The organism is Micromonospora maris AB-18-032 (assembly GCF_000204155.1).
Taxonomy (GTDB): Bacteria; Actinomycetota; Actinomycetes; order Mycobacteriales; family Micromonosporaceae; genus Micromonospora; species Micromonospora gifhornensis.
Genome location: NC_015434.1, coordinates 2,964,558 through 2,990,028, shown reverse-complemented (window position 1 = coordinate 2,990,028; position 25,471 = coordinate 2,964,558). Strand labels below are relative to the sequence as shown.

Sequence of the window (25,471 nt, the reverse complement as noted above, 5' to 3'; positions counted from 1 at the left end):
ATCAACCACGGTCGATGTCGATCACCTCTCCGACCCAAGTCCGAAACACGAGTTGTGGCCGGGATCGTCCACCCAGGAGCGCACCGGGACCAACGCAGCGCGGCGTCGGGACTCAGCCAGCAGGTGAACGTTCACTCACGAAGGGCACGGCAGCGATGAGACACGTCAAGGACAGATTCAGGGTCAACGCCGCTCGGGTGACGACCGGTGCCGTGCTCCTGGCATCGGCCGCCGTCACCGTGGCGTTGCCGGCCGGCGCGGCAGCGGCCGGCTGCTCGGCCACCTACGCGGTGTCGTCACAGTGGCAGGGCGGCTTCGGCGCCAACGTGACGATCACCAACCTCGGTGACCCGGTCACCAGTTGGACGCTCAACTGGAACTACGGCGCCGGCCAGCGTGTCGCGGAGGCCTGGAACGCCACGGTGAGTCAGAGCGGCGCGGCCGTCACGGCCCGCAACGTCGGCTACAACGGCACCATCCCGACCAACGGGTCGACGTCGTTCGGCTTCAACGGAACCTGGTCGGGCAGCAATCCCGACCCGACCAGCTTCACGCTCAACGGCGTGACCTGCACCGGCAGCACCACCCCCACCACACCGCCGCCGACCACCCCACCGCCGACCACCCCACCGCCGACCGGCCCGGCGGACATCACGGTCAACAGCACCACCCGGTACCAGACGGTCGACGGATTCGGCGCGGCCACCCCGATCTGGGGCGGCACCTGGTCGACCTCCGACACCCAGACCCTGGTCGGCCTGGGCGCCAACCAGCTCGGCCTGTCGATCGTGCGTACCGGCATCTCGCCGGTCTCCAGCGAGTGGTCGAGCCAGGTCAACGCCCTGCGTACGGCGAAGTCCGCCGGATCGAACGTGAAGATCCTCGCCTCGCCGTGGACCGCGCCTGCGGAGTGGAAGACGAACAACAGCCGGATCAACGGCGGCAAGCTGCGCACCGACCGCTACGCCGACTACGCCAACCACCTCAACAGCTACGTGCAGTACATGCGCAACCAGGGCGTGACCATCGACGTCACCTCCGTGCAGAACGAGCCGGACTGGCACCCGGACTACGACTCGATGGACTGGAGCGGCACCGAGCTGCGCAACTTCGTCCGCGACCACGGCACCCGGGTGCAGAACACCAGACTGATGGTCGCCGAGGCGGTGAACCTGAACTACACGTACACCGACCCGACCCTCAACGACGCCACCGCCCGCAACAACATCGGCTACATCGGCGGCCACCTGTACGGCACCGAGGCCTCCGGCCGGCTGCGCTCGTATCCCCTGGCCGACCAGCACAACAAGCCGGTGTGGATGACCGAGTGGAACCTGCACGCGGCCGACGGGAACGGCTCCAACATCTGGGGCAACCCCGCCAACCTCGCGGTCTGGAACGAGACGCTCGACGACATCATGCGGACGGTGCACCGGTCGATGGAGTCGAACTGGACCGCCTACATCTGGTGGTACGGCAAGCGGTACTACTCGTTCATCGGTGACGGCGAGGCCGCCTTCGGCACCACGGCCGGAGCACCCCTCAAGCGGGGGTACGCCTTCTCGCAGTACGCCAAGTACGTCCGCCCCGGCTACCAGCGGGTCGCCCTGACCAAGAGCACCAAGGCCAATCCGCTGGAGGTGACCGCCTACACCGGCGGCGGCAAGACCACGCTGGTGATCCTGAACCGCTCGACCAGCGCGGTCAACAACGCGGTGATCCAGGTGCCGCAGAACGTCACCCGGGCCGAGCACTACCTGACCTCGCAGAACGCCAACGCGGCCAGTCAGTCGGTCGGCGTGAACGGCGGCCAGGTCAGCGTCAACGTCGGCGCCCGCAGCATCTCCACGGTCGTCCTCACCCACTGAGCGACCACCCTCCACCGGCTGGCAGTCGGGAGCGGTGGCAGTTCAGCTGTCCCGTGTGCAGCACGTCGGACAGTCCAACTGCCACCGCTCGCCAGGCGCGCGATCCCGGCCGTGGGCAGAACCACCAGCACTCCTCGACGCCGCCTCTGCCGCCCGCTGGCAGCCTTCCCGTGACAGTTCCGCCGGCCCGGGTGCGCCGGATCGGCGGCCGTCTTCGAACTGAGGAGCGCGCGGTGGCCGAGAAGCATCCGTCGACAGTCGCCCGTGCCGCGGTGCCGGCCAACCGCCGCCGGGGCGGCGACATCCGGGTCCTGCTGAGCCCACGAACGGTGGGGGCGACGGCGGGGTTCATGGGCAGCCTGACCTTGGCGCCGGGCGAGTACGTCAGCGAGCACTACCACCCGTACTCGGAGGAGTACCTCTACGTCGTCGCCGGCGTCCTGACGATGACGATCGACGGGCACACCGTCGAAGTCGGGCCGGATCACGCCGTACTGGTGCCGATCGGTGCCCGGCACCGGGCGGAGAACCGGGGCGGGGCGCTCGTACGGGCTGTCTATCACCTCGGCCCGCTGGCGCCCCGACCGGACCTGGGGCACGTCGACACCGAGGAACCGCCACACCGGGCGGAAAGCCAGATCGTGGTGGGTGATCAGGCGTGAGCCGCCGCCGTATCGTGATCACCGGCATCGGCGTGGTCGCGCCGGGCGGGATCGGACGCAAGGCATTCTGGGACCTGATCTCTGCCGGGCGTACGGCCACCCGGCAGATCTCCCTGTTCGACGCGACCGGCTTCCGATCCCGGATCGCCGCCGAGTGCGACTTCGATCCGCTGCTCGAGGGGCTCAGTCCGCAGGAGGTCCGCCGGATGGACCGTGCCGCGCAGATGGCAGTCGTCGGCGCGCGCGAGGCGGTGACCGACAGCGGGCTCACGTTCGAGGCGCTGCCGCCGGACCGCACCACGGTGAGCGTAGGCAGCGCCGTCGGCTGCACGACCGGCCTGGAAGAGGAGTACGTCGTGCTCAGCGACGGCGGTCGTCAATGGCTCGTCGACCACACGTACGGCGTGCCGCACCTCTACGGCTACATGGTCCCGAGCACCATCGTCAGCGAGGTGGCCTGGACTGTGGGTGCGGAGGGGCCGGTCGCGCTGATCTCCACCGGCTGCACCTCCGGCCTGGACGCGGTGGGCCACGCGGTGGAGGTGATCAGGGAGGGGACGGCGGACGTCGCCCTGGCCGGTGCGACCGACGCACCGATCTCACCGATTACTGTCGCCTGCTTCGACGCGATCAAGGCGACGTCGGCGAGGAACGACGAGCCGGACAGCGCGTCCCGCCCGTTCGACCGCTACCGGGACGGCTTCGTGCTCGGCGAGGGCGCGGCGATGTTCGTGCTGGAGGAGTACGAGCATGCCCGCCGCCGGGGTGCGGAGCCCTATGCCGAGGTGGCCGGGTTCGCCAGCCGGAGCAATGCCTTCCACATGACCGGGCTGAGGCCCGACGGCCGAGAGATGGCCGAGGCCATCGACGCGGCACTGCGGCAGGCCGGCCGGGCGCCCGGCGATGTGGACCACATCAACGCACACGGCTCCGGGACCAAGCAGAACGACCGGCACGAGACAGCCGCGTTCAAGCGCAGCCTGGGCGGTCGGGCGTACGAGGTGCCGGTCAGTTCCATCAAGTCGATGGTCGGGCATTCACTGGGCGCTATCGGCTCGATCGAGATCGCGGCGTGTGCGCTCGCGCTGCGCCACCAGGTCGTGCCCCCGACGGCCAACCTCCACCACGCCGATCCCGAGTGCGACCTGGACTACACCCCGCTGGTGGCCCGCGAGGCGCGGCTACGGACTGTACTCAGCGTGGGCAGTGGTTTCGGCGGCTTCCAGACCGCGATGGTGCTGACCGCGGAGCGGTCATGAGTACCGCCGTGGTCACAGGGCTGGGTGTTCTAGCGCCGACCGGCTGCACGGTGGCCGACCACTGGTCGTCGGTGCTGGCCGGGCGTTCGGCACTGGCCGGAATCACCCTCTTCGACGCGTCCGCCTACCCGACACGAGTTGCTGGCACCGTGGCCGGGTTCGCGGCGCACGAGCACGTGCCTGGCCGGCTCGTGCCGCAGACCGACCGGTGGACCCACTTCGGGCTGGCTGCGGCGGCGCAGGCGCTCGACGACGCCGCGCTCGACCCGGCTGCCCTGCCGGAGTACGAGATGGGTGTCGTCACCGCCAGCTCCTCCGGCGGCACGGAGTTCGGCCAGCGGGAAATCGAGGCGCTGTGGCGGGACGGTCCGGGGCACGTCGGGGCGTACCAGTCGATCGCCTGGTTCTATGCGGCGACGACCGGGCAGATCTCCATCCGGCACGGGATGCGCGGTCCCTGCGGCGTGCTGGTCACCGAACAGGCCGGCGGGCTGGACGCGATCGGCCAGGCCCGCCGGCTGGTCCGCGGCGGTCTGCGCACGGTGGTGACCGGCGGCACGGATGCGTCGCTGTGCCCGTACGGGCTGGTGGCCCAGCTCAGCTCCCGCCGGCTAAGCCCCGGCACCGACCCGGCCCGGGCGTACGTGCCGTTCGACGCGGACGCCGCGGGACATGTGCCTGGCGAGGGCGGTGGCATGCTGATCGTCGAGGAGGCCGGTGCGGCGGCCGAGCGCGGCGCGCGCCGGTACGGCGTCGTCGCGGGTTACGCCGCCACGTTCGACCCGCCGCCCGGTTCGGCCCGGCCGTCGGCGCTCGGGCGGGCGATCACCGCCGCGCTGGCCGACGCCGGGTTACGGCCGGGGCGAATCGGGGCAGTCTTCGCCGACGCCGCCGCGGTCCCCGAGTTGGACCGGCAGGAGGCGGCCGCGATCGCCGGGGTCTTCGGCCCGTACGGGGTGCCGGTCACCGCACCGAAGACGATGACCGGCCGGCTTTACGCCGGCGGTGCAGCACTCGACCTGGTGACCGCGTTGTTGGCGCTGCGCGACGGCGTGATCCCGCCGACGACCGGCGTCCGGCACCCGCTCGACGAGCTGCGGCTCGACCTGGTGTGCGACCGGCCGCGGCAGGCCGATCTGGAGCACGTGCTGGTGCTCGGCCGCGGAATCGGTGGATTCAACGCTGCGGTGGTCCTGTCCCGATGAGTTCCGACGAACGAGGAGTGAGCATGCCCGAACTGACCTTGGCGGATCTGACGCGAATCCTGCGTGCGGCCGGCGGTGAGGACGATCCCGAGACGCTCCAGGGTGACATCCTCGACGTGCCCTTCACCGACCTCGGCTACGACTCGCTGGCAATGTTGGAGACGGTGAGCCGGATCGAACGTGAGTTCGACCTCTCCCTGCCGGACGATCTGGTACCGGAGATGCCCACACCCCGCATCGCACTGGACACCATCAATTCCCGGCTGCGCGCGGCGGCCTGATCGCCCAGCCGGCCGGGGAGTACCCGGCCGGCCACGACGGGAGGGAGGCGACCGCATGACATCGGCCGAAGTGACCGCCGAAACCGCGAGGGGATTCGCGCGCTGTCCGGCGTGTGGTCTGATCACGTACACCCGCCGGCTGGTTCGGACGGGCCGGGTGTGCCCGGAGTGCGGGGCGCACGGTCGGCTGTCCGCGCCGGAGCGGCTCGCGCAGTTACTGGACGAGGGCAGCGCGACCGCGCTTCCCGCGGACGATCCCGTGCGCGACCCGCTGGCGTTCACGGACGCCCGAGCGTACCCGGACCGGCTCGCGCTCGCCCGCCGCGCCACCGGGCTGACCGAGGCCGTGGTGTGCGCGCGCGGCACGATCGGCGGCCAGCCCGTGACGGTGGCGGTGATGGACTTCGGCTTCCTGGGCGGCAGCCTCGGCACGGTGGTTGGTGACCGGATCACCCGCGCGGCCGAGGCCGCCCTCGCGGAACGGACGCCACTGATCATCGTCACCGCGTCCGGCGGTGCGCGCATGCAGGAGGGGGTGTTCTCGTTGATGCAGATGGCGAAGGTCAGCCAAGCCGTCGCGGCCTTGGACGACGCCGGCCTGCTCACCGTCTCGATCATCACCGAGCCCACCTTCGGTGGGGTCGCGGCGTCGTTCGCGACCTGCACTGACGTGCTGATCGCCGAGCCCGGTGCCCGGATGGGTTTCGCCGGTCCACGGGTGATCGAGCAGACGGTCCGGGAACGCCTACCGGAGGGTTTCCAGACTGCCGGCTTCCTGCTCGAGCACGGCATGATCGACATGGTGGTGCCCCGGGGGGAGCTGCGCCCCGTGCTGTGCCGTCTGCTCGCGGTGACTCGGCCGGCGGTGTTCGCCGAGGTTGCTGACGTGGTGATCCGCGACCCGGCCACGCTGCCGGAGGTGGACGCGTGGGACGTCGTACGGGCAGCCCGCGACCCGGCCAGACCGACCACGCTGGACTACGCCACCGCTTTGCTCGACGGCTTCGTCGAGCTGCACGGCGACCGGCTCGCGGGTGACTGCCCGGCAATCGTCGGCGGAGTGGGTGTCCTGCGTGGACGGCCGGTGCTTCTGCTCGGTCACCAGAAGGGACACGACACTCGCGAACTGGTCAGGCGCCGGTTCGGCATGGCCTCCCCGGAGGGGTACCGCAAGTCGTCGCGGCTTCTGCGGCTGGCCGCCAAGCTCAAGCTACCGGTCGTGACGCTGGTTGACACGCCGGGCGCCTACCCGGGCATCGCGGCTGAGCAACGCGGTCAGGCGCTCGCCATCGCCGAGATCATCAAGCAGCTGTGCTCACTGCCCGTACCCGTCGTCTCGGTGGTGACCGGCGAGGGCGGCAGCGGTGGAGCGCTCGCGCTCGCAGTGGCCGACCGGGTGCTCTGCCGGGAGAGCGGCTTCTACTCGGTGATCAGCCCAGAGGGTTGCTCGGCGATCCTGTGGAAGGACGCCGCAGCCGCCCCGCAGGCCGCTCGCGCGTTGCGGCTCGGTGCCCGGCATCTGCTGGCCTCCTCGGTCGTCGACGGGGTCGTGCCGGAGCCGTCCGATCCGGCGGCGGCCATGGCGGCCGTGGGCGATGCTGTCGCGGTCACCCTCGCAGCGCTTGACCACACTGATCGCAGGGAACTCGTCGCAAACCGCCGGGCGCGATTCCGCCGGTTCTGACCGCCGGTGTCCGCCGGCTCACTGGCGCAGATGCGCCAGATCGTCGGGCGGCAGCGGCAGGTCGCCCTTGACCTCCGGCGCCGGGATCAACGCGGCGCTGATCGCCTTGTTGACCGCGTCGATGCGCGACACCGCGTTGAGCTTTTTGAACACGTGCCGCATATGCCGCTTGACGGTGCCTTCACTGATGTAGAGGCGCCGGGCGATCTGCGAGTTGCTCAGCGCCTCCGCCGCCAGTGACAGCACGTCGTGCTCCCGCTCTGAGAGCCGCACCGAGTGCGGTGCCGCACGGGAACCGCCGCGCTCCCGCGGGAACTCGCCACCGCCGGGCACCACCGGGCGGCGCCCGGCTGACAGGATCAGGTGCACCCGACCTTCTTCGCGGCTCACGCTGCGGATGGTGGCGAGCAGCTCGTCGCTGGTGACGCTCTTGGACAGGTACGCCCGGACGCCCAGCGCCAGTAGCTCCGGCACGATCCGCGGGTCGTCCCGCCCGCTCAACACGACGATCCTGCTCTCCGGCGCGTGCGTGCGCAATGCCCCGACCATGTCCAGGGTGGTGGGTCCGGCCAGCTCCCAGTCGACGAGCACGACGTGTGGACGGTGAAGAGAGGTCAGCACGACCGCGTCGGGCGTGCGTGGATCGGGCGCGTCGTGGATCACCGACAGGTCGGACTCGACGTCGATGATGCAGCGGACCCCGTCCCAGAACAACGTCGGGCCCCCCAGTGTCAACACCCGCAGCGGCTCGTCCGCCTGGGCTGCGGAAATATGCACCTGGTGAGGCGAAGCGGTGGTTCCTCGTGGCGGTGAAAAACCTCTCAACATGACTCCCCCGTGCCGCTTTTCAGCCACCACGAGAATACCGCCGTATCGTCGAGCCGCCGTCCAGACGGTGACGCCGAAAAAACGATTCCGGAAAACCCGGAAACGCACCCGATGTCCAGCTTAGACTTATATGATCCATTTAGTCGGCCCGCGGCCTTGATCCACCGACGCCGTTGACGCCTGTCGTCAAATGATCATCTTTGGTGTCCGTGATTTGGCGGGCGGGCGGCACTCGCCGATCGCGTGACCGGCCTGCTCCGCCGAGTCCGCTCGCACCACGATCTCGCCCGTCACGCCGCACGATCGGGCACCTCGCTGATCATGCTGGCCCCACCCGGACCGAGCCGGCGTTACCCGACCGGCAGCCTCGCGGCGGCGATCACCGGCGCCGGCAGTGGATCGAGGCTGAGATCCGGTCAGTTCGGGCATTCCGGCGGCAGATCGGGTTACTCCGAAGGGGGTATGGCGTCCACCCCTTCCGGCCAAAATTGTTTCCCGCAATCGACGACATAGTCGTTGCTTAATATCCTCAACGTGCGGCACACACTATCCGGCGCACCGCTGATGTCGCAATTCACAATGTTCACAAATCGGGGGTGACAAGTGCTCCACTACCGCCTTCTCGGTCCGCTCGAGGTCGACGTCGACGGCACCAATCGCACGCCGACAGCGCCGAAGGTCCGGCAGGTTCTCGCACTGCTGCTGCTGAGTCCGGACCGGGTCGTCTCGATCGAGTCGTTCATCGAAGAGGTCTGGGACGCCGGACCACCGGCGAGCGCGGTGACGACGACCCAGACGTACATGTACCAACTCCGCAAGATCCTGCACGGCGTCCGTCGCGAGCCCGTGCTGCTCACCCGCGCGCCCGGCTACCTGCTCCGGATGCAGAACGCGCAGACCGACCTGGACGCGTTCGATCGGTTCGCCGCGCAGGGCCGGGCGTTGTTCGCCGCGAACGAGTTGGAGCGGGCTGCGGAACGACTGCGCCAAGCCCTCGCACTCTGGCGTGGCCCGGTGGCGATGCCGGACGTCACGCGGGGCCCGCTGCTCCGGGCTCACCTCGCGGCGCTCGAGGAACGGCGAATCCGGGTCCTGCACGAGCGGATCCAGGTGGACCTGACGCTGGGTCGTTACGCCGACCTGGTCGTCGAACTGCGCCGGCTGGCGGCCGAGCGTCCGCTGGACGAGTGGTTGCACTGCAGGCTGATGGCCGCGCTCCACGGTCTGGGCCGCCGCGGCGAGGCCCTGAGCGCCTACCAACGGGCCCGCAATGTGCTGCAGGAGCAACTGGGGCTCGACCCCTCCGCCGAGCTGCGGCGGATGCAGCGGCTGGTGCTCGCCGGGCTGCCGCTCGACACCGCGTCGGCACCCTCACTGGCCTCCTGAACAACACGCTGCCCCGGGCGGGGGTGACCGGCGCGTGACGCGCGCCGGGCACCCCCGCCCGGGGGATCAGCCGGTCTCGACGGTGGTGACCGGGGACCGCTCGGCGACCGTCAGCGACGGGACCGGCAACCGCACCGCCGCCACGACGCCGACCACCAGCAGCAGGGCCGTCAGCCCGAACACCGTCTGCGCCGCGTCCAACGTCGACGTGCTCCCGCCGGCTGCCAACCGGCTGTGGAAGACCGCCGACAGCACGGCCAGCACCAGAGAGCCGCCGACCTGACGGCTCAGCGACTGCATGGCGAGCGCGGCACCCAGGTGTACTCGTGGGGCATGTCGGAGCAAGGTCAGCGTGTAGACCTGGAACCCCAGACCGATGCCAACACCGATCGCCATCGTCGCCAACGCCCAGCCGGCCCAGCCGCCCGGTCCGAGGTCCGGGTGTGTGAACGCCAGCCATGCCGTGCCGGCCGCCAACAGCACCGTGCCGGTCACACCGAACCACTGCGTACGGGCGGCGCGGGCCAGCAGGGGCGTCCCCGCCAGCGACACCACCAGCGTGCCGAAGGTCAGTGTCAAGAGGTACATTCCGGCGTCGGCGGCCGAGGCGCCGAGCGAGACGAACACGATGGGCAGGAACGTGACCACGACGAGCATGCCCGCACCGGTGTTCCAGCCCTGGACCGCCACCGATCGCACCACCCGGTCGCGCAGCAGCGCCGGTGGCAGGACGGGATCGGCCGCCCGGTGGGCGGACCGCCACCACAGGGCCAGCAGGACGGCGGCGGCCACCACCAGCGCGATCACCCCAGGTGACGCAAAGGCCCACTGGGTGCCGGCCACGCCGGCCAGCAGCACCAGCGTGGTGAGCGCGGCACCCAACCACAGCATCCCGGCGTAGTCGACTCGCCCGCCGGCAGCGACGGGTGGCAACCGCAGCGTGGCGACGAGAAGCAGGGCCAGCACCGACGGGGGCACGGTGGCCAGGAACACCCAGCGCCAGCCGAAGCTGTCGGTCAGGACGCCGCCGGCCAACGGACCGAACGCGGTGCCGATGTTGACCAGCGTCGCGGTGACGATCTGATAGCGCACCAGCCGGCGTGGGTCCAGCAGCTCGGCGTAGACCGCGTACGCGGAGATCATCAGGCCACCGGCCCCGGCACCCTGCACCGCACGGGCCGCGATCAGCTGGTTCATCGACTGCGCCAAGCCACACAGCAGCGAGCCGAGAGTGAGTACAGCCAGCGCGGCAACCAGCAACGCCCGCCGGCCGTACACGTCGCTGAGCTTGCCGTACAACGGAGTGGTCACCGTCGACGCGAGCACGGCGGCGGTGACCACCCAGGCGAACCGGTCGGTGCCGCCCAGGTCCGCAGCGATCACCGGAAGCGCGGCCGCCGTCAGGTTGAGATCGACCATCGCGAGCAGCTGAGCCAGCACCACCCCGGACAGGGGCACCATGATCCGCCGGTCAGCCATGGCCGAGCCCGCCACGCTCGTCGACGGGGTCCGGACGGCCTGCGGCCGGCGGCAGCGGGCGGCGCGGCGAGCGCGGCATCGGCGGGCCCATCGGATGGGTGAGGGCGCTGTACCAGCCGTACGCCGCCAGCACCCGCGCGACCGGGCGGCCGAGTCGCCGCCACAGCTCGCTCACCGCCGCTGCCCCACGGGGGTGGGCACGGCGTCGGCGCGGCCGCGTACCGCGCCCGCCGCGGTGGCGAGCGCCGCGTCGTCCGGTGCCGGCGCCCGCCAGGCGACGTAGCCGTCGGGGCGTAGCAGGATCGCCTCGCCCGGTGCCGCCCGGAAGCGCCGTTCCCAGCCACCGTCCGGGTCGGTGTCCCCGTCGAATGCGACCAGCGTCAGCTCGTTCCGTGCCGCGGCGGTGCGCCAGCCGTCGCCGACCGGTCCCGCGAGCAGCACCGGACCGGCCACCGGCAGATCCAGGGTGGAGATCCGACGCCCGAGGTGGCGCAGCCACACGTGCGGCAGCCGGGTACCTGGCCGGCCGGTCAGGTCTGCCGGTCCGTACGCAGACACGTCTGGGTCGACGCCCTCGTCCAGGACGGCTCCGGAGCGATATCGCAATCCGAAGGTCAGCGTGAGGTCATCCAACATGCCCTCGCCGCGCTGCGGCGCCGCGAACCCGGTACCGTTGGTCACCCGCCGGCGGCACTGGTCGACGGTGAGGGCCGCCACCGCGAGCCGCTCCTGCTCGTAGCTGTCGAGCAGTCGAGCACCAGCCTCGCCGGACACCACCGCGGCCAGCTTCCACGCCAGATTCTGGGCGTCCTGGATACCGGTGCTGGCACCGAAGCCGCTGACGGGTGGCATCACGTGCGCGGCGTCGCCGGCCAGGAAGACCCGGCCGTCCCGGAAGCGGGCCGCCGTCACCGCCGACAGCTCCCAGGGCTGCGTGTCGCGGATCGACAGCGGCAGGTCGGGGTCGCCGATCGCCGCCCGCACCAGCTCGGCGCAGCGCTGCCGGGTGAAGGCATCCATCCCGCCCTCCGCGGACGGGTCGAAGCGGACGTAGAGCGTGCCCTGCCGCAGCGTGTCGTCGTGCACCAGCAGGCCATCGACGACGTCGTTCTGCACTTGGCAGATCGCGAACCGGCGCCCACGCAGCGGTGCCGCCAGGTCCGCGTCGAAGACGATGCTGAGCTGATGGTGCAAGCCCCAGCGGCCGTGCACCGGGATGCTGAGCCGCTCCCGCACCCTGCTGCGCGGCCCGTCCGCCGCGACGAGGTAGTTGGCCCGCACCTCGGCGACCCGGCCGGTCGCCCGGTGCACGACCTGCGCCCGCACGCCGTCGTCCTCCTGCTCGAATGTGGTCAGCTCGGTGCCGAACCGGACATCCGCGCCGAGCTCCTCGGCCCGCGCCCGAATCAGCGGCTCCAGCCGGTCCTGGCTGAGCAACGCCCACCGGCACGGGGTGAGGCCACCCAGGTCGGCCCCGCCCGGCAGGTCGTGCCGGAGCAGTTCCTCGCCGGTCAGGCTCCGTACCCTGGCGCGCAGCGTATGTCCGTCGAAGCCCCGGCTGGCCTCGGCCACCGCGGCCTCCAGGCCCACCGCCCGGAGCACCTCGACGGCGCGGGGATTGAACCCGCGCGCCCGCGGGTGCGGCGAGGGTGCCGGACGTCGCTCGACCAGGACGGTGGGCACGCCCCGGCTGGCGAGGTACGCAGCCGTGGTCAGCCCGGTCACCCCGCCGCCGGCCACGAGTACGGATGTATGCACGTGCTGCACGGTCACTCCCCTCTGGCGTGCTCAAGCCGGCCGGACGCCGGAGAGCAGGGTGTTGTGCACGCCGATCGGCACCGCCGTGATGCCGGTGAAGCCCGCCTCGGTGAGCCAGTCACGCGCCTCCGCAGCGGTGTACTCCGCACCGTGCGGAGTCACCATCAGCATGTTGAGGCTGGTCAGTAGTGCTCCCGCCGTCCCCCGGCGGTCGTCGTCGATCATCGGGTCGATCACCATGAGCCGACCCCCCGGTGCCAACGCGTCGAACGCGCGGGACACCAGGGCCTGTCGCTCCTGGAGGGCCCAGTCGTGCAGCACGTGGCTCAGGATCAGCACGTCCGCGGCGGGCATCGGCACGGTGAAGAAGTCGCCCGCGTGGAAGGTCACCCGGTCGGCGATGCCGAGCTGCGTCATGTGCTCGATGAAGACCGGCTCCACCCCGGGCAGGTCGAAGACGCCCGCCTTGAGGTGCGGGTGGCGGCGCAGCAGCGCGGCCACCAGATTGCCGCGGGCCCCGCCGACGTCCACGACGCTATCCACCGACGTCCAGTCGAACGCCTCCGCCACCGGCGGTCCGATCATGCCGTTGAGGTAGTCCATGCCGGCGGTGAAGTTCCGCCAGGCGGCGGTCGTCCGGTACTGCTCCGTGAACATCTGCGGGCCGGCACCCCAACGGTTCTGCGGTTCGCCGGTACGCAGCGCGTCGGCCAGCCGGTCCCACCGCGCGTCGGCGGCGGAAAGGAACGCGCCGACGTACGAGGGCCGCTTCTCGTTCAGAAAGTGGTCGGACAGCGGCGTGTTGCGGTACTGGTCGCCGTCGCGCTCCAACATGTCCAGAGCGACAAGAGCGTCCAGGAAGTCGGGCACGCCACGCGGGTGCAGCTCCAGTCGTATGCGTAGCTGCTCGGCGGTCAGTGGACCGTCGGCGAGGACGGTGAAGACACCGAGCTCGGCGGCGGTCAACGTCACCTTACGGCTGAAGTACGCCGTGCCGAGCCGCCACAGGGGCTCGGCGCTGACCGGCTGCGTGTCGAGGGATTCGGGCACGTCGGGACCTCCGCTCGATGAGTTGCTGCAAGCAGGCTGCGCGGCCGGCCTGGAGTGCGGGTCGTCCGGCGGTCCAGCCCTCCCCTTCGACCGGGCCTCGATCGCCGCCCGAGCGAGGTCCGGCAGGCTCCAGGCGGCCACCGACGGAGGGGACGAGCGGATGCGCTCCACCGACACCACCGACACCACCGACCTACCGGCCTTCCCGATGCCGTCGCCGTTCCCCGGCGAGCCGCCGATCGCGTTTGCCCAGCTACGCGAGGAGAAGCCGGTCGCCCGGGTCAGGTTGCCCACCGGGGACGAGGCATGGTTGGTCACCGGCCACGCTGAGAACCGGATCGTGCTGACCGACGCCCGGTTCAGCCGAGCCGCCGCTGCTGCACCCGGTGCTCCCCGGCTGCAACCGATCCCGCCGGACCCGGGATCGATGCTCAACATGGACCCCCCTGAGCACACCCGACTACGCCGCCTGGTCGCGCCGGCGTTCACTCCACGCCGCATCGAGGACCTCCGGCCGGCGCTGCGTCGCGACGTGGACGCGCTGCTCGACGACTTGCTGGCGGCCGGGCCACCGGCCGACCTCGTCACCGGCTTCGCCCGCCGGCTGCCGGTCGCCGTGATCTGCGAGTTGCTCGGCGTGCCCGGTTCCGACCGCCGGCGGATCACGGAATGGGTCGACCTGCTGCTGAGCCTCACCACGCATCCGCCACAGCGGATCGCCGCCGCTCGGCGCGAGATGAAGGCGTACCTGGCGGGCCTAGTCGAGTCGGCCCGGGACCGGCCTGGCAACGGCCTGCTCAGTCAAGTGATCGAGGCATACGACGAGATCGGTGGCACCGACGACGAGGAGGTCGTGATGCTCGCCGCGACCATCCTCACCGGCGGTTTCCTGACCACCGCCGGGGAGATCGCGCTGTCGATCGTCACGCTGCTGCGCCATCCGGAGCAGCTGGCCGCCCTTCGTCGCGAGCCGGAGACCCTACCGAGGGCCGTCGAGGAGTTGCTGCGCTACAACGTGCTCACCACCGGCGGCGGCCTGCTCCGGGTGGCCACTGAGGACGTCGTGCTGGGCGGGGTGAGGATCCGCGCCGGTGAGGCCGTGCTACCGGCGATCAGCGCGGCGAACCGCGACCCACGCGTCTACACCGAGCCGGACGTGCTCGACTTCCGGCGGCCGGACAACCCGCACATCACCTTCGGTCTCGGCGTGCACTACTGCCTTGGCGCCAAGCTGGCCCGGATCGAGCTGGAGGAGGCGCTGGCCGGCGTGCTGCGTCGGCTGCCGCCGACGCTGCGCCTGGCGGGCGACATGACGGCGCTGGCCGTGCACCCCGGGCACCTGGTGCGCGGCCTGCCGGAGCTGCCGATCACCTGGTGACCGGACCCGCATCCCGCCAGCCGGGCTGCACCAGGCCCCATTCGTAGGCCAGCACCACGACCTGCACACGGTCCCGGGCGCCCAGCTTCATCATCACGCGGCTCACGTGTGTCTTTGCGGTCGCGACACTGCAGCTCATCCGCTCGGCGAGTTCCTGGTTCGTCAGGCCACGGGCGATCAGCATCAGCACCTCACGTTCCCGCGCGGTGAGCTGGTCGAGGCCGGGCGAGGCCGGCGGCTCGTGGCTGCGCGCCGCGTACTCCGCGATGAGCCGGCGCGTCACCGACGGCGCGAGTAGTGCCTCACCGGCGGCGACCACGCGCACCGCCTGCAGCAGCGCGGCCGGCTCGATGTCCTTCACGAGGAAGCCGCTCGCCCCGGCGCGCAGGCTGCGGAAGATGTACTGGTCGTGCTCGAATGTGGTGAGAATGACGATGCGGATGTCGGACAGCTCGGGCCGAGCGGCGATCCGGCGGGTCGCCTCGATGCCGTCCATCCGGGGCATGCGGATGTCCATCAGCAGCACGTCCGGTCGCACCTGCGCCGCGACCCGTAGGGTCTGCTCGCCGTCGGCGGCCTCACCGACGAACTCGATGTCCGGCTCGGACTGCAGCAGCGCGCGCAGACCGGCCCGTACCAGGGTCTGGTCGTCGGCCAGCATCACCCGGATCATCGGGCGTCGCTGCGCAGCGGCATCCGGGCGCTGACCACGAAACCGCCGTCGTCGGCACCGCGCGCCTCGAACGTCCCGTTCACCGCGGCCACCCGCTCCCGCATGCCGAGCAGGCCGTTACCCTGCGAGAACGGCTCGGGCGGCGCACCCCGACCGTCGTCGCGGACCTCGACCTCCACCTCGCCGCGCTCGTGGACGATCCGGACCCGGGCACGGACGGCACCGGAGTGCCGGATCACGTTGGTCAGCGACTCCTGCACGATGCGGTAGAGCGCGAGGTCGAGGCTGGCCGGCAGGACGGCCGGCACGTCGACCACGTCGAGCGCGACGTCGACCCCGTTGGCCTCCGCGTCCCGGACGAGACTGTCGAGGTCGGCCATGCCGGGCACCGGGTCGGTGGGCAGCTCGTCCTCGTCGACCCGGCGCAGCATGCCGAGCGTCGACCGCATCTCGACGAGCACCCCGCGGCTGGTCTCCCGGATGGCCAGCAGGGCCTCACGCGCCTGGTCGACGTCGCGGTCGATCAGATGGGCCGCGACCCCAGCCTGGATCGTCACGGTCGAGATGCGGTGGGCCAGCACGTCGTGCAACTCGCGGGCGATCCGCATCCGTTCCTCCACCGCGCGGCGCCGGGCTTCTTCCTCGCGGGTGGCCTCGGCCAGGGCTGCCCGCTCCTGCACCTGGCGCAGCCGTTCCTGGTGGCTGCGGGCCGCCTCCCCCACCGCCATGATCAGCGAGAGCCAGGCGACCAGCCAGACCGCGCCCTGCGTGTTGGGCTCACGGTCGTGCAGCGGTCCGAGCAGGAACACCCCGGCCAGGAAGGCGAGGGCGGTCAGCCCGGCCGCAAGCCGGTGCCGCGACACGACGGCGAAGTAGATCGCCACGGCGGGCGGGATGGTGAACGCACCGCCGGGAAAATTCAGGCCGTGGTACGTGAGGGACAGCGCGAGCGTGCCGGCGAGCATCACCAACGGCCAGCGGCGGTGCAGCGCGATCAGGGCGGCATCGATGGTCAACAGCAGATAGCCGAACGGCAGCGGGGGGTGCGGCGAGCCGTCCTGCCAGCCGATGATGGCCGTGGCCGACAGGCTCACCGCAAGCACGACCAGCGCCGGCCCGATCTCCCCGGCAAGGCCGTGTCGCGCCGTCCGGCTCCAGCGGGCCACCGGACCCGGTGAGCCCGTCACGCCTGGGCCGGGGGAATCCCGGTGGGGCGGCAACCGGTCAGCGAACACCCACCCAGATTAGTCGGCCGGTCGCAGCCCGTCGCCCGACCGGCAGCGGACCCGTGCGTACATCCTGAGGCCAGCCGTTGCCCGCGAACCTGGCCCCAGGATGTAGCCGAAGCGTCGTCCGTCGCCCGACGCCCCTTCGAGCATGCTTCGGCAGACTCGTCGCCATGGACGCCGTCGAGATCAGCAGGCTGCAGTTCGCCGTCACGGGCTCGGTCCACTACCTCTTCGTGACACTCTCGCTGGGGCTGGTGCTCTTCGTCGTGGCGTTCCAGACGCTGTGGACCATCCGGAAGAATCCGGCCTACGAGCGGATGACCAAGTTCTGGGGCCGGCTCTACGTCATCAACTACGGTGCCGGCATCATCGGTGGCCTGGTGATGGAGTTTCAGTTCGGGCTCAACTGGTCCGGCCTCGTGCACGCCACCGGCAACGTCTTCGGCGGACTGATCGCGATCGAGACGCTGGTGGCCTTCTTCATCGAGGCGACGTTCCTCGGCATGTGGATCTTCGGCTGGGGTCGGATCCCCCGCGTGCTGCACCTAGGGCTGATCTGGGTGGTGGCCGCCACGGCGTACGTCTCGGCCTACTGGATCCTCGCGGCCAATGCGTTCCTGCAACACCCGGTCGGGTACGAGATGCGCGACGGGGTGGCCTTCCTGACCGACTTCAGTGCGCTGCTGCGCAATCCCAACCTGGTCGACGCGCTGTTGCACATCGTATCCGCGGCGGTGGTCACCGGCGCGCTGTTCGTGGCCGGCGTGAGCGCATGGCAGTTCCTGCGTCGCACGCCCGATGTCGCCGAGTTCCGCCGGTCCCTGCGGTTCGCCGTCGTCGCCCTGCCGCTCGGTGTCTACCCGGCCATTCACTTCGGGTTCCTGCAGGAGGTCGTCATCGAGCAGAGCCAGCCCGCCAAGCTCGCGGCGATATACGCCGACCCGGAGCGCAGCCTGCGGGTGCAGCGGGAGCTCGCGGCGCAGTTCGGCCCAGGCGACTGGATACCACCCGACTGGGTGTCGGTGCCCTACCAGATCATGATGCAGACGACGTTCGGCCTGGCCCTGGTGTCGATCACGCTGCTGGTGCTGCTGACCCGCGACTGGCTGGTGCGGTTGCGTGTGCCGCTGTACGTGCTCGTCGGGCTCATCCCGGTGCCGTTCGTGCTGGTGGTCTGCGGATGGCTGGTGCGCGAGGTCGGGCGCCAACCGTGGGCGGTCTACGGCCTGCTGTCGACAACGGACGCCGCCAGCCCGCTCTCCACCGGCGCCGCCGCGGCGTCGTTCGCGGGCTTCTCCGTGCTGCTGGGCGGGCTGGTGCTGCTCAACGTCACATTGCTCTGGCGGTTCGCCCGCCGGGGCATCGAGGACGACGCCCTGGGCATGCCGCTGGGCGCGGCGCTCGGCCCGTCGACCTCTGACGACGACACCCTACTCGTGGGCAGGTGAGGGCCGTGGATCTGTTCTTCGTCCTGGTGCTGGGCCTGCTGTTCGGCGGCTACCTGGTGCTCGACGGCTTCGACATCGGCAGCGGCATGCTGGTGCGCCCGCTCGGCCGCACCGAGTGGGAACGCCGGGCGATGATCACCGCCTTCGGACCGTTCCTCCTCGCGAACGAGGTCTGGCTTGTCGCCACCGGCGGGGTGTTGTTCGGCGCCTTTCCCCTGCTCGAGAAGGAGATGCTCGGTGAACTGCGGGCTCTGGTCTGGCCGCTGCTGGTCGTCTGGATGGTTCGCGACGTGGCCGTGTGGTCGCGCAGCAGGTTACCGGGCGTTCGCTGGCGCGGCTGGTGGGACGTGGTTCTCGCCGTGTCCAGCACGGTCTTCGCGGCCGGCTGGGGGATGCTGATCGCCAACCTACTGGTCCGGTTCGGCGGCGGCGGTGCCGACTTCCCGGTGTACGGCTGGTTCTCGCTGCTCTGGGCCGTGACCATGGTGGCTGTCTTCGCGGGACACGGCGCCGTGTTCCTGACCACCCGGCTGCCTCAGGTGCTTGCCGCCGCGGTGGCGGTCACCGCGCGGCGGGTGCTGCCGGCCGGTGCGGGCCTGCTCACGGTCGCGACCGTGGTCACGGTGGTCGCCGGTGTGCTGCCGCAGCGGACGGGTGCGCTGGTGCCGGCGGCACTGGCGGGGCTCGTCGCGTCCGCCGCACCGCTGGCCGCACGGGCGCTGCTGGACAAGGGACGATCCGGCCCGGCGTTGGCCATGACCGCCGGTGCTGTCGTGGGCCCGTTGCTGGTGTTGGCGACTACCGGGGCGGACAGCGTCCGGACGGCAGCGGCCGACATGGCGTCGCTCTCCGCACTCGGCGGTATCACGGCCGTCGTGCTGCCGGTTGTCATGATCGGGCAGGTGTACCTGTGGTGGGTGTTCCGACACCGGGTCGACGACCGTTCGGTGGTGTTCTTCTGATGCGGCGCCCGGTCGTGCCCGCGCCGCGACCCCCGGTGCCGGGGCGGCCCGCGGCAACCAGGGCGGCCCCGGCCGACCGGGCGTGGTCAGGCCAGGCAGCGGCCGCCGACGAGGGTCTCCCCGTAGCTGAAGACGGTGCCGGTGCCCACCTCACGCGGCGCCAAGGACCCGAGGTCGGCGAACGCCGAGTCATCGGTCAGCCACAGGTCGGCTGGGCCGGAGCGCAGCCCGGTGAACGTCACGTCGGTCACCTGAGAGGCGACCAAGCCGGTGACCGGCTCTTCGCCCGGCACCCAGCCCGGGAAGAGGCGGCTGTGCACCAGCGGCAGCGCGAAGAGCGGCGGAGGGTCACCGTGCTCCGTCCGGGTGTGCACTGCGCCGCGGGCGATCCGCTGACCGAACACCGACGCCACCCCGTTGAACGTGCCGGCGCCGCTCATCGGCGGCCCGGCCCGGCCCGCCGGCACCGCCCGTGTCTGGTTGATCTCGCCGAACTGCTTCGGCATGCCCTGGATCCAACCCCGCACCAGGGACACGGCGCTGTCCACCCATGCATAGGGACAGCGCACCACCGGCACGCCCCGGTGCTGGCAGGCCAGCAGGATGAGGAACTCGGCGAACTGGCACCGTTCCGGTGCTTCCAACTCGTCGCCCGAGTCGGAGCACCACTGCCACTGCGCCCACACGGCGGCGGCCGCCCCGGCGTCGGGACCGGGTTCAAGCCCCGGTGGCAGGTGACGGGCGACTGCGTCCGGGTCGGCCCGGTACTCCACCATCACCACCTCTCCGGAGAAGTGCCAGGGCGGCGGAGTGACCATGGCCGCCGCGCCGGTGGGCGACAACGGCAGTGAGTATCCGTACGGTTCCGTACGGGTGACGGGATCATCCATGCCGTACAGCGTAGGAACGGATGATCCGGTCGTTTTCGTGCACGGCTGGAGCATCCAGGCAGGGCGTCGACCGAGGAGGAGCGCGACGGAATGCGGGCGGACGAGACAACGGCGAGCAGTGCGGCCGTCACTACACAGGACCTGACGCGGGTGTACGGCAGCGGTGCCGGGGCGGTCCGCGCGTTGGACGGTGTGTCGGCGTCCTTCGCCCGGGGCCGTTTCACGGCGGTGATGGGCCCGTCCGGCTCGGGCAAGTCGACGTTCCTGCACTGCCTGGCCGGCCTCGACCGGCCGACGTCCGGTGCGGTGGTGGTCGCCGGTCAGCAGCTCGCCCGGTTGAACCGGACCGCGCTGGCCAAGCTCCGCCGGGAGCGGATGGGCTTCGTGTTCCAGGCGTTCAACCTGCTGCCGGTGCTCACGGCGGAGGAGAACATCACCATGATCGCTCATCTCGCCCGCCGCCGGGTCGACCGCGCCTGGATGGCCCAGTTGGTGGCCCGGCTCGGCCTCGCCGACCGGCTGGACCATCGGCCGGCCCAACTCTCCGGCGGTCAGCAGCAGCGGGTGGCGATCGCCCGAGCGTTGCTCACCCGGCCGGACGTGGTCTTCGCCGACGAGCCGACGGGCAACCTCGACTCCCGTTCCGGCACGGAGGTGCTGCGGTTCCTGCGCGAGGCGGTCGAGACGGAGAACGCGAGCATCGTGATGGTCACACATGATCCGACCGCCGCGGCCTACGCCGACGAGGTGCTGTTCCTCGCCGACGGCCGGATCGTCGACACACTCGCCGAGCCGACCGTCGACGAGGTTCTGGCGCGGCTGCGGCGGATCTCGGAGCCGAGCTGATGGCCGGCGTGCGGATCCTCTGGCTGATCACCCGCCGCACGGTGGCCGAGCGGTGGCCCCGGCTCGTCGGCACCATCGCGGCAGGTGCGCTCGCCACCGGTCTGCTCGCGGGGTCGTTGCAGTTCATCCTCCAGTTCGCAGCCGCGACGGACGACGTCGGCGGCAGCGAGTACGCCACCGTCTCGCTGGTCGCGCGGCCCGGTGACGCACCCGTGCGGGGTCCGGAGAGCGGTTCCGGGGCTCGGGTGTCCGCGGCGACGGTCGAACAGGTCGCCGCATTGCCGGGCGTCGTCGCGGCGGCCGGTGACGCCGCGGTGCCGGCCGAGATCGTCGGTGCCGAAGGGCGGGTCGTCGCCCCACCGGTCGGCGGCGGCAGCCACCTGCGGCCGTGGATCGCCGCCCCGCAGCTGTCGCCGTACGCGCTCGTGGCGGGCCGGGCGCCGGAGGCGGCCGACGAGGTCGTCATCGACCGGCAGACCGCGCGCGGCGGCGACCTTCGGCCGGGTGATGTCACCGTCCTGCTCCTGCCGGACGAGGCGATCCGGGTGACGGTCGTCGGCGTGGTGACGGTCGGCGGCGGTGACGGGTCGGTGAGCGGCCTCACCGTGCTCACCGAGCCCGCCCGGGTACGGCGGACCGCCGGGCTCGGCGACGACTGGCAGGCGCTCTGGGTTGCCGCCGCACCCGGGATCGACCGGGCGGCGCTGGCGACACGCGTCCGGGACGTGGTCGCCGGCGCCAACCCCGATGCGCAGGTGTGGGTGGGTACCGGCGCGGAGGTACAGGCGTCCCAACGGCGTACGCTCGCTGAGCTGGCCGCCCAGATCACGACCAACCTCGGCATGCTGGCCCTGGTCGGTGCGTTCGTCGGGGTGTTCGTGCTGGCGGGCACGTTCGGCACGCTCGCCCGCCAGCGCTCGCGCGAGCTGGCGTTGCTGCTGACCGTCGGCATGACGCCGCGCCAGGTGCGGCTGCTGCTGCGCGCCGAGGCGGTCGTCGTCGGCCTCGCCGCGGGTCTGCTCGGCCTCCTCCTCGGTCTCGGCGTCGCGCGCCTGCTGGCCGCGTCGCTGGCCGGCACCGGCCTGGACACCGGTGGCGTCGGTCCACAGCTCGGCCTCGCCTATCTGCTGCCGCCGCTTGCCGCAGGTCTGCTGATTGCCTGGTCGGCGTCCGCCCGGCCGGCATGGCGGGCGTCGCTGGCGCCGCCGGTCGAGTCGCTCGCCGCGTCGTCGGCCGATCCGTCGGGCCGGTCCCGGCGGCGCCTGGTCGCTGCCCTGCCGGTGCTCGCCCTGGCCGGCATGTTCGTGGCCCTCAGCTTCCTCGCTCGGCGGGAGGATCCGACGCCCCAGGGCGTGACGTCGGCCGGCGCGGCCGCCATCCTGGCAGGCCTGCTGCTGCTCTCCGCGCTGGCGGTGCTCGGGCCGTACGTGGTGCCGCCGCTCGGCCGGCTGGTCGGCGCACTCGCCGTCACGCTGCGCCCGGACGTCGGCCGGATGGCGCGTGCCTTCATCGTGCGCAGCCCGCGCCGGGTGGCCGCGGCCGCCTCCCTGTTGATGCTGACCGTGGCCCTGGCGACGGTGACCTGGTCGTTGGTCACCTCGATCACCGAAGGCCGGGCCGACCGGGGAACGGTCGCCGTCCGGGCCGACCTGGTGGTGAGCACCGACGGAGGGAGTGGGCTGCCCGCCTCGGTCGCGGCCGACGTGGCCGCGGTGGCCGGCGTGCGGGAGTCCGCCGACCTGGTGCGGGCACGTACCACGGTCACCGATCCGATCCCGCCGCCGCGGGTCCGTGGCCGGCCGACCGTCGTGCCGCCGCTCGCCGTCACCGGCGCGCGGGGGGCTGCGGTGGCCACGCTCGTCGACCTCGGGGCCGCCGGCCCGCCGGTGTCCCGACTCACCGACGGGCAGATCGCCGTGGCCGCGGAACTCGCCGAGGCGTACGACTGGCCGGTGGGTACCCGGTTGACCGTGCGGGACGCGGCGGGCGTACAGAGCCTGGAGGTTGTCGCGACGTACTCACCCGAAGCACAGGTGATGCTCGGGGACGCGCTCGTCAGCCCGGCCACGATCCGGGCGATCGATCCGGTGGCGTTCGTCTCCGCGGTTCTGATCGCCGGGCCCGGCCCGGTCGCCGACGGGCTTCGGGAAGCGGTGGCCGACGTCCCCACCGCGCGGATCGACCCGCCCCGCGCCTACCTGACCGGGCCGGGCGGCGGGCTGGTCTTCGATCCCATGCTGCTCTACGTCTTCCTGGGCGTCGCCATCGTGACGGCGCTGTTCGGTGTCGCGACAACGCTGTCACTGTCGGTCGCCGAGCGCACCCGCGAGTTCGGCGTCCTCGGCGCGGTCGGCGCCGCGGAGCGGCAGATCCAGGCACTGGTCCGGTGGGAGGCGGCGACGGTCGTCGTGCTGGGCACGGGGCTCGGCGTGACGACCGCGCTGGGCGTGGTGCGCCTGGCGCAGGTCGTCACCGACAGCGATCTGATCGCGGCCCGGTTGCCCGGCTACGCGCTGCCGGTGATCGTCCTCGGCGCCGTCGCCGTGACCCTCCTGGCTTCGGTGCTGCCCGGTCGCCGGGCGGCGCGGGTCCCGGTGCTGCTCGCGGTGCACCGGGAGTAGGGCTCGAATCGTCCTCGACCGGTGGGCGATGCGCTCCTGTGACTCTTCGCGAGAACGGCGATCGTCGCGAGGAGGACGGCTGATGGGCGGTATCGCGGGCTGGCTCGATTTCGAGCGTGACCTGAGCACGTACCGAGGGGTGGTGCTCGCCCAGCTGGGCACGCTCGCCCCGCGAGGGCCGGACGACGAAGGCGTCTTCGTCGCACCACACCTCGTCGCCGGCCATCGGGCCCGGGCGGTCGTCGAGCGCGGCCGGGCGAAGCAGCCGGTGACCGCGCGGGGGCCCGGCGGCGAGCAGGTGACCCTGCTGCTCGACGGCCAGGTCTACAACTGGCGCGACCTGCGCGCGGAGCTGGCTGCGGCCGGCCACGAGTTCACCGGCGGCGACGCGGAAACGGCCGCGCACGCGTACCTGCGCTGGGGCTCGGCGTTCGCCGAGCGGCTGGACGGCATGTTCGCGATCGTCGTCTGGGATGCCGACCGGGAGCGTCTGCTGCTGGTACGCGACCGGCTGGGCGTGAAGCCGCTGTTCTACCAGCGGGTGGGCGGCGGCCTGACGTTCGGCTCCGAGCCGAAGGCGTTGCTCGCCCACCCGCTGGCCACCCGCGAGGTGGATGCCGAGGGCCTACGCGAGCTGCTCGCCTTCACCAGCACACCCGGCCGCGCGGTCTTCCGCCACATGCGGCGGGTGCTGCCGGGCGGCGCCGTGGAGGTGACCCGTGACGGCGTCACGGAGCACCGCTACTGGGAGCTGACCGCCGCGCCGCACCCCGACGACCGGGAAACGACCATCGCCCGGGTACGGGAGCTGCTCGACGCGTCGGTCGCCCGGCAGCTCGGCGCGGACACGCCGCCAGGCGTTCTGCTCTCCGGCGGCGTCGACTCGTCGACGGTCGCGGCGCTCGCCGCCCGGGAGCTGGCCCGGCGCGGTGCGGGACCGCTACGCACCTACACCATCGGCTACCCGGGCGGTGCGGCGCCGAATACTCCCGGGCCGATGCGCAGCGCCGAGGACGCGCCCTTCGCGGCCGCGGTGGCCGCGCACATCGGTGCTGAGCACACCTACCTCGAGCTGGATCCGGCCGAGCTGCTCGACCCCGTGGCCCGCGGCTCGGCGGTGGCAGCGCAGCAGGACATGCCGGTGGCGGCGCCGCAGTTCCCGGCCTCGCTGCGGCTGCTGTGCCGTCACATCGGTGCGCACAGCAACGTGGTCCTCGCCGGCGAGCAGGCGGACACCGTGTTCGCCTCGTTCATGGGCATGGACGACCCGGCGGTGATAGGCGCAGACACCTATCCGTGGATCGCCGCCACCCGCGACCGGCTGCCCCCGGCGGGTCTCGGCACCGGGCTGTTCGCCCCGGACCTGCTGGCCAAGCTCGACCTGCCCGGCTACCTCGCCGACGCGTACCACGCCGACCTTGCCCGGGTGCCACGCCTCGACGGCGAGGACCGCACCGAGGCACGGATGCGGGAGATCTACTTCCTGCACCTGCAGGGGTGGCAGGAGTTCGGCTGCGCGTTGGACGACGGCGTGAGCGCGGCCGAGGGCGTCGAGCTGCGGTGGCCGTACTGCGACCACCGGCTCGTGCAGTACCTGTACAACGTCCCCTGGTCGATGAAGACCTCGGGCGGCCCCAAGGGGCTGTTGCGCGCCGCGGCGGCTGATTTGCTGCCAGCGTCCGTGCTGAATCGCGCCCCCAGCCAGTTCCCGACCGGACGGAGTCCAGCCTACGTTCAGGCACTGCGCCGCGAGGCCGCCGACGTGCTGTCCGATCCGCACGCGCCGGTGCGCCGGCTCGTGGACCTGCCGGCTGTCCGACGGGCGCTGCGCGCACCGTTCGAACCTGCTCGCGCGTGGCGGGATCTGACCGATCTGGAGCTGGTCCTGCAACTCAACCAGTGGCTGACGAGCACGGCCGCGCGGCTGTCGCTCTGAACCCCAAGCCACCACCGACACCTGGAGT

21 protein-coding genes are annotated in these 25,471 nt (G+C 71.7%); 13 read left to right on the top strand and 8 right to left on the bottom strand.

The window, feature by feature from the left end; all coding sequences use genetic code 11:
• The first annotated feature begins 155 nt into the window (after positions 1 to 155).
• The 6 genes from VAB18032_RS13445 to accD all read left to right on the top strand — a co-directional run bounded on the left by VAB18032_RS13445 (position 156) and on the right by accD (position 6,959).
• The gene (locus VAB18032_RS13445; RefSeq protein WP_013733394.1) at positions 156 to 1,868 is read left to right on the top strand and encodes a cellulose binding domain-containing protein; all 1,713 of its coding nucleotides are present in this window, start codon (positions 156 to 158) and stop codon (positions 1,866 to 1,868) included.
• Positions 1,869 to 2,101: 233 nt separating this feature from the next.
• Positions 2,102 to 2,530: a cupin domain-containing protein gene (locus tag VAB18032_RS13440; RefSeq protein ID WP_013733393.1), complete on the top strand. Its 429-nt coding sequence runs from the start codon at positions 2,102 to 2,104 to the stop codon at positions 2,528 to 2,530.
• Positions 2,527 to 3,789 (top strand): beta-ketoacyl-[acyl-carrier-protein] synthase family protein, encoded by a 1,263-nt coding sequence (locus tag VAB18032_RS13435; protein WP_013733392.1) that lies wholly within the window; start codon positions 2,527 to 2,529, stop codon positions 3,787 to 3,789. Before VAB18032_RS13440 ends, VAB18032_RS13435 begins: the two co-directional genes overlap by 4 nt.
• Complete coding sequence (locus VAB18032_RS13430) at positions 3,786 to 4,994, top strand: ketosynthase chain-length factor (RefSeq protein ID WP_013733391.1); 1,209 nt, start codon at positions 3,786 to 3,788, stop codon at positions 4,992 to 4,994. Before VAB18032_RS13435 ends, VAB18032_RS13430 begins: the two co-directional genes overlap by 4 nt.
• A 23-nt stretch (positions 4,995 to 5,017) precedes the next feature.
• Positions 5,018 to 5,275, top strand: a complete 258-nt coding sequence (locus tag VAB18032_RS13425; protein WP_013733390.1) for an acyl carrier protein — start codon at positions 5,018 to 5,020, stop codon at positions 5,273 to 5,275.
• A 55-nt stretch (positions 5,276 to 5,330) separates the two neighbouring features.
• Entirely contained in the window at positions 5,331 to 6,959 is a 1,629-nt protein-coding gene (gene accD, locus VAB18032_RS13420; protein ID WP_013733389.1) for an acetyl-CoA carboxylase, carboxyltransferase subunit beta, read from the top strand.
• Positions 6,960 to 6,977: 18 nt separating this feature from the next.
• Here the strand turns inward: accD and VAB18032_RS13415 are convergent, their stop codons facing one another.
• Complete coding sequence (locus VAB18032_RS13415; RefSeq protein ID WP_148272268.1) at positions 6,978 to 7,895, bottom strand: LuxR C-terminal-related transcriptional regulator; 918 nt, start codon at positions 7,893 to 7,895, stop codon at positions 6,978 to 6,980.
• Positions 7,896 to 8,390: 495 nt separating this feature from the next.
• Here VAB18032_RS13415 and VAB18032_RS13410 point away from each other — a divergent pair, with 495 nt between their 5' ends.
• Positions 8,391 to 9,173 (top strand): AfsR/SARP family transcriptional regulator, encoded by a 783-nt coding sequence (locus VAB18032_RS13410; protein WP_013733387.1) that lies wholly within the window; start codon positions 8,391 to 8,393, stop codon positions 9,171 to 9,173.
• A 66-nt stretch (positions 9,174 to 9,239) separates the two neighbouring features.
• On the opposite strand, the gene VAB18032_RS13405 is transcribed toward VAB18032_RS13410, so the two are convergent.
• The 4 genes from VAB18032_RS13405 to VAB18032_RS31250 are packed head-to-tail and all read right to left on the bottom strand — an operon-like array spanning position 9,240 to position 13,460.
• Positions 9,240 to 10,652 carry an MFS transporter gene (locus VAB18032_RS13405; RefSeq protein ID WP_232510795.1) on the bottom strand — a complete coding sequence of 471 codons (1,413 nt, stop codon included), beginning with the start codon at positions 10,650 to 10,652 and terminating at the stop codon, positions 9,240 to 9,242.
• Positions 10,645 to 10,827 carry a hypothetical protein gene (locus VAB18032_RS32105; protein WP_013733385.1) on the bottom strand — a complete coding sequence of 61 codons (183 nt, stop codon included), beginning with the start codon at positions 10,825 to 10,827 and terminating at the stop codon, positions 10,645 to 10,647. Before VAB18032_RS32105 ends, VAB18032_RS13405 begins: the two co-directional genes overlap by 8 nt.
• Entirely contained in the window at positions 10,824 to 12,419 is a 1,596-nt protein-coding gene (locus tag VAB18032_RS13395) for an FAD-dependent monooxygenase (protein ID WP_043724107.1), read from the bottom strand. The genes VAB18032_RS32105 and VAB18032_RS13395 overlap by 4 nt, the downstream gene beginning before the upstream one ends.
• Before the next feature lie 21 nt (positions 12,420 to 12,440).
• Positions 12,441 to 13,460, bottom strand: a complete 1,020-nt coding sequence (locus VAB18032_RS31250; RefSeq protein WP_013733383.1) for a methyltransferase — start codon at positions 13,458 to 13,460, stop codon at positions 12,441 to 12,443.
• A 160-nt stretch (positions 13,461 to 13,620) separates the two neighbouring features.
• On the opposite strand from VAB18032_RS31250, the gene VAB18032_RS31245 reads away from it, so the two are divergent.
• Complete coding sequence (locus VAB18032_RS31245; protein WP_013733382.1) at positions 13,621 to 14,838, top strand: cytochrome P450; 1,218 nt, start codon at positions 13,621 to 13,623, stop codon at positions 14,836 to 14,838.
• On the opposite strand, the gene VAB18032_RS13380 is transcribed toward VAB18032_RS31245, so the two are convergent.
• Positions 14,828 to 15,511, bottom strand: a complete 684-nt coding sequence (locus VAB18032_RS13380) for a response regulator (RefSeq protein WP_013733381.1) — start codon at positions 15,509 to 15,511, stop codon at positions 14,828 to 14,830. The genes VAB18032_RS31245 and VAB18032_RS13380 overlap by 11 nt on opposite strands.
• Complete coding sequence (locus VAB18032_RS13375) at positions 15,508 to 16,698, bottom strand: sensor histidine kinase (RefSeq protein ID WP_232510794.1); 1,191 nt, start codon at positions 16,696 to 16,698, stop codon at positions 15,508 to 15,510. Before VAB18032_RS13375 ends, VAB18032_RS13380 begins: the two co-directional genes overlap by 4 nt.
• Positions 16,699 to 16,910: 212 nt before the next feature.
• Between VAB18032_RS13375 and VAB18032_RS13370 the strand changes: the two genes are divergently transcribed.
• Complete coding sequence (locus VAB18032_RS13370) at positions 16,911 to 18,188, top strand: cytochrome ubiquinol oxidase subunit I (protein WP_013733379.1); 1,278 nt, start codon at positions 16,911 to 16,913, stop codon at positions 18,186 to 18,188.
• Positions 18,189 to 18,193: 5 nt separating this feature from the next.
• On the top strand, positions 18,194 to 19,150 hold the full coding sequence (locus tag VAB18032_RS30080; RefSeq protein WP_013733378.1) for a cytochrome d ubiquinol oxidase subunit II: 957 nt from the start codon (positions 18,194 to 18,196) through the stop codon (positions 19,148 to 19,150).
• A gap of 86 nt (positions 19,151 to 19,236) precedes the next feature.
• Here the strand turns inward: VAB18032_RS30080 and mppR are convergent, their stop codons facing one another.
• The gene (gene mppR, locus VAB18032_RS13360) at positions 19,237 to 20,040 is read right to left on the bottom strand and encodes an enduracididine biosynthesis enzyme MppR (RefSeq protein WP_013733377.1); all 804 of its coding nucleotides are present in this window, start codon (positions 20,038 to 20,040) and stop codon (positions 19,237 to 19,239) included.
• A 90-nt stretch (positions 20,041 to 20,130) separates the two neighbouring features.
• Between mppR and VAB18032_RS13355 the strand changes: the two genes are divergently transcribed.
• From VAB18032_RS13355 to asnB, 3 genes are all read left to right on the top strand, one after another.
• Positions 20,131 to 20,886, top strand: a complete 756-nt coding sequence (locus VAB18032_RS13355) for an ABC transporter ATP-binding protein (RefSeq protein WP_013733376.1) — start codon at positions 20,131 to 20,133, stop codon at positions 20,884 to 20,886.
• Complete coding sequence (locus tag VAB18032_RS13350; protein ID WP_013733375.1) at positions 20,886 to 23,507, top strand: ABC transporter permease; 2,622 nt, start codon at positions 20,886 to 20,888, stop codon at positions 23,505 to 23,507. The genes VAB18032_RS13355 and VAB18032_RS13350 overlap by 1 nt, the downstream gene beginning before the upstream one ends.
• Positions 23,508 to 23,589: 82 nt before the next feature.
• Positions 23,590 to 25,443 carry an asparagine synthase (glutamine-hydrolyzing) gene (gene asnB / locus VAB18032_RS13345; RefSeq protein WP_013733374.1) on the top strand — a complete coding sequence of 618 codons (1,854 nt, stop codon included), beginning with the start codon at positions 23,590 to 23,592 and terminating at the stop codon, positions 25,441 to 25,443.
• The last annotated feature ends 28 nt before the right edge of the window (positions 25,444 to 25,471 follow it).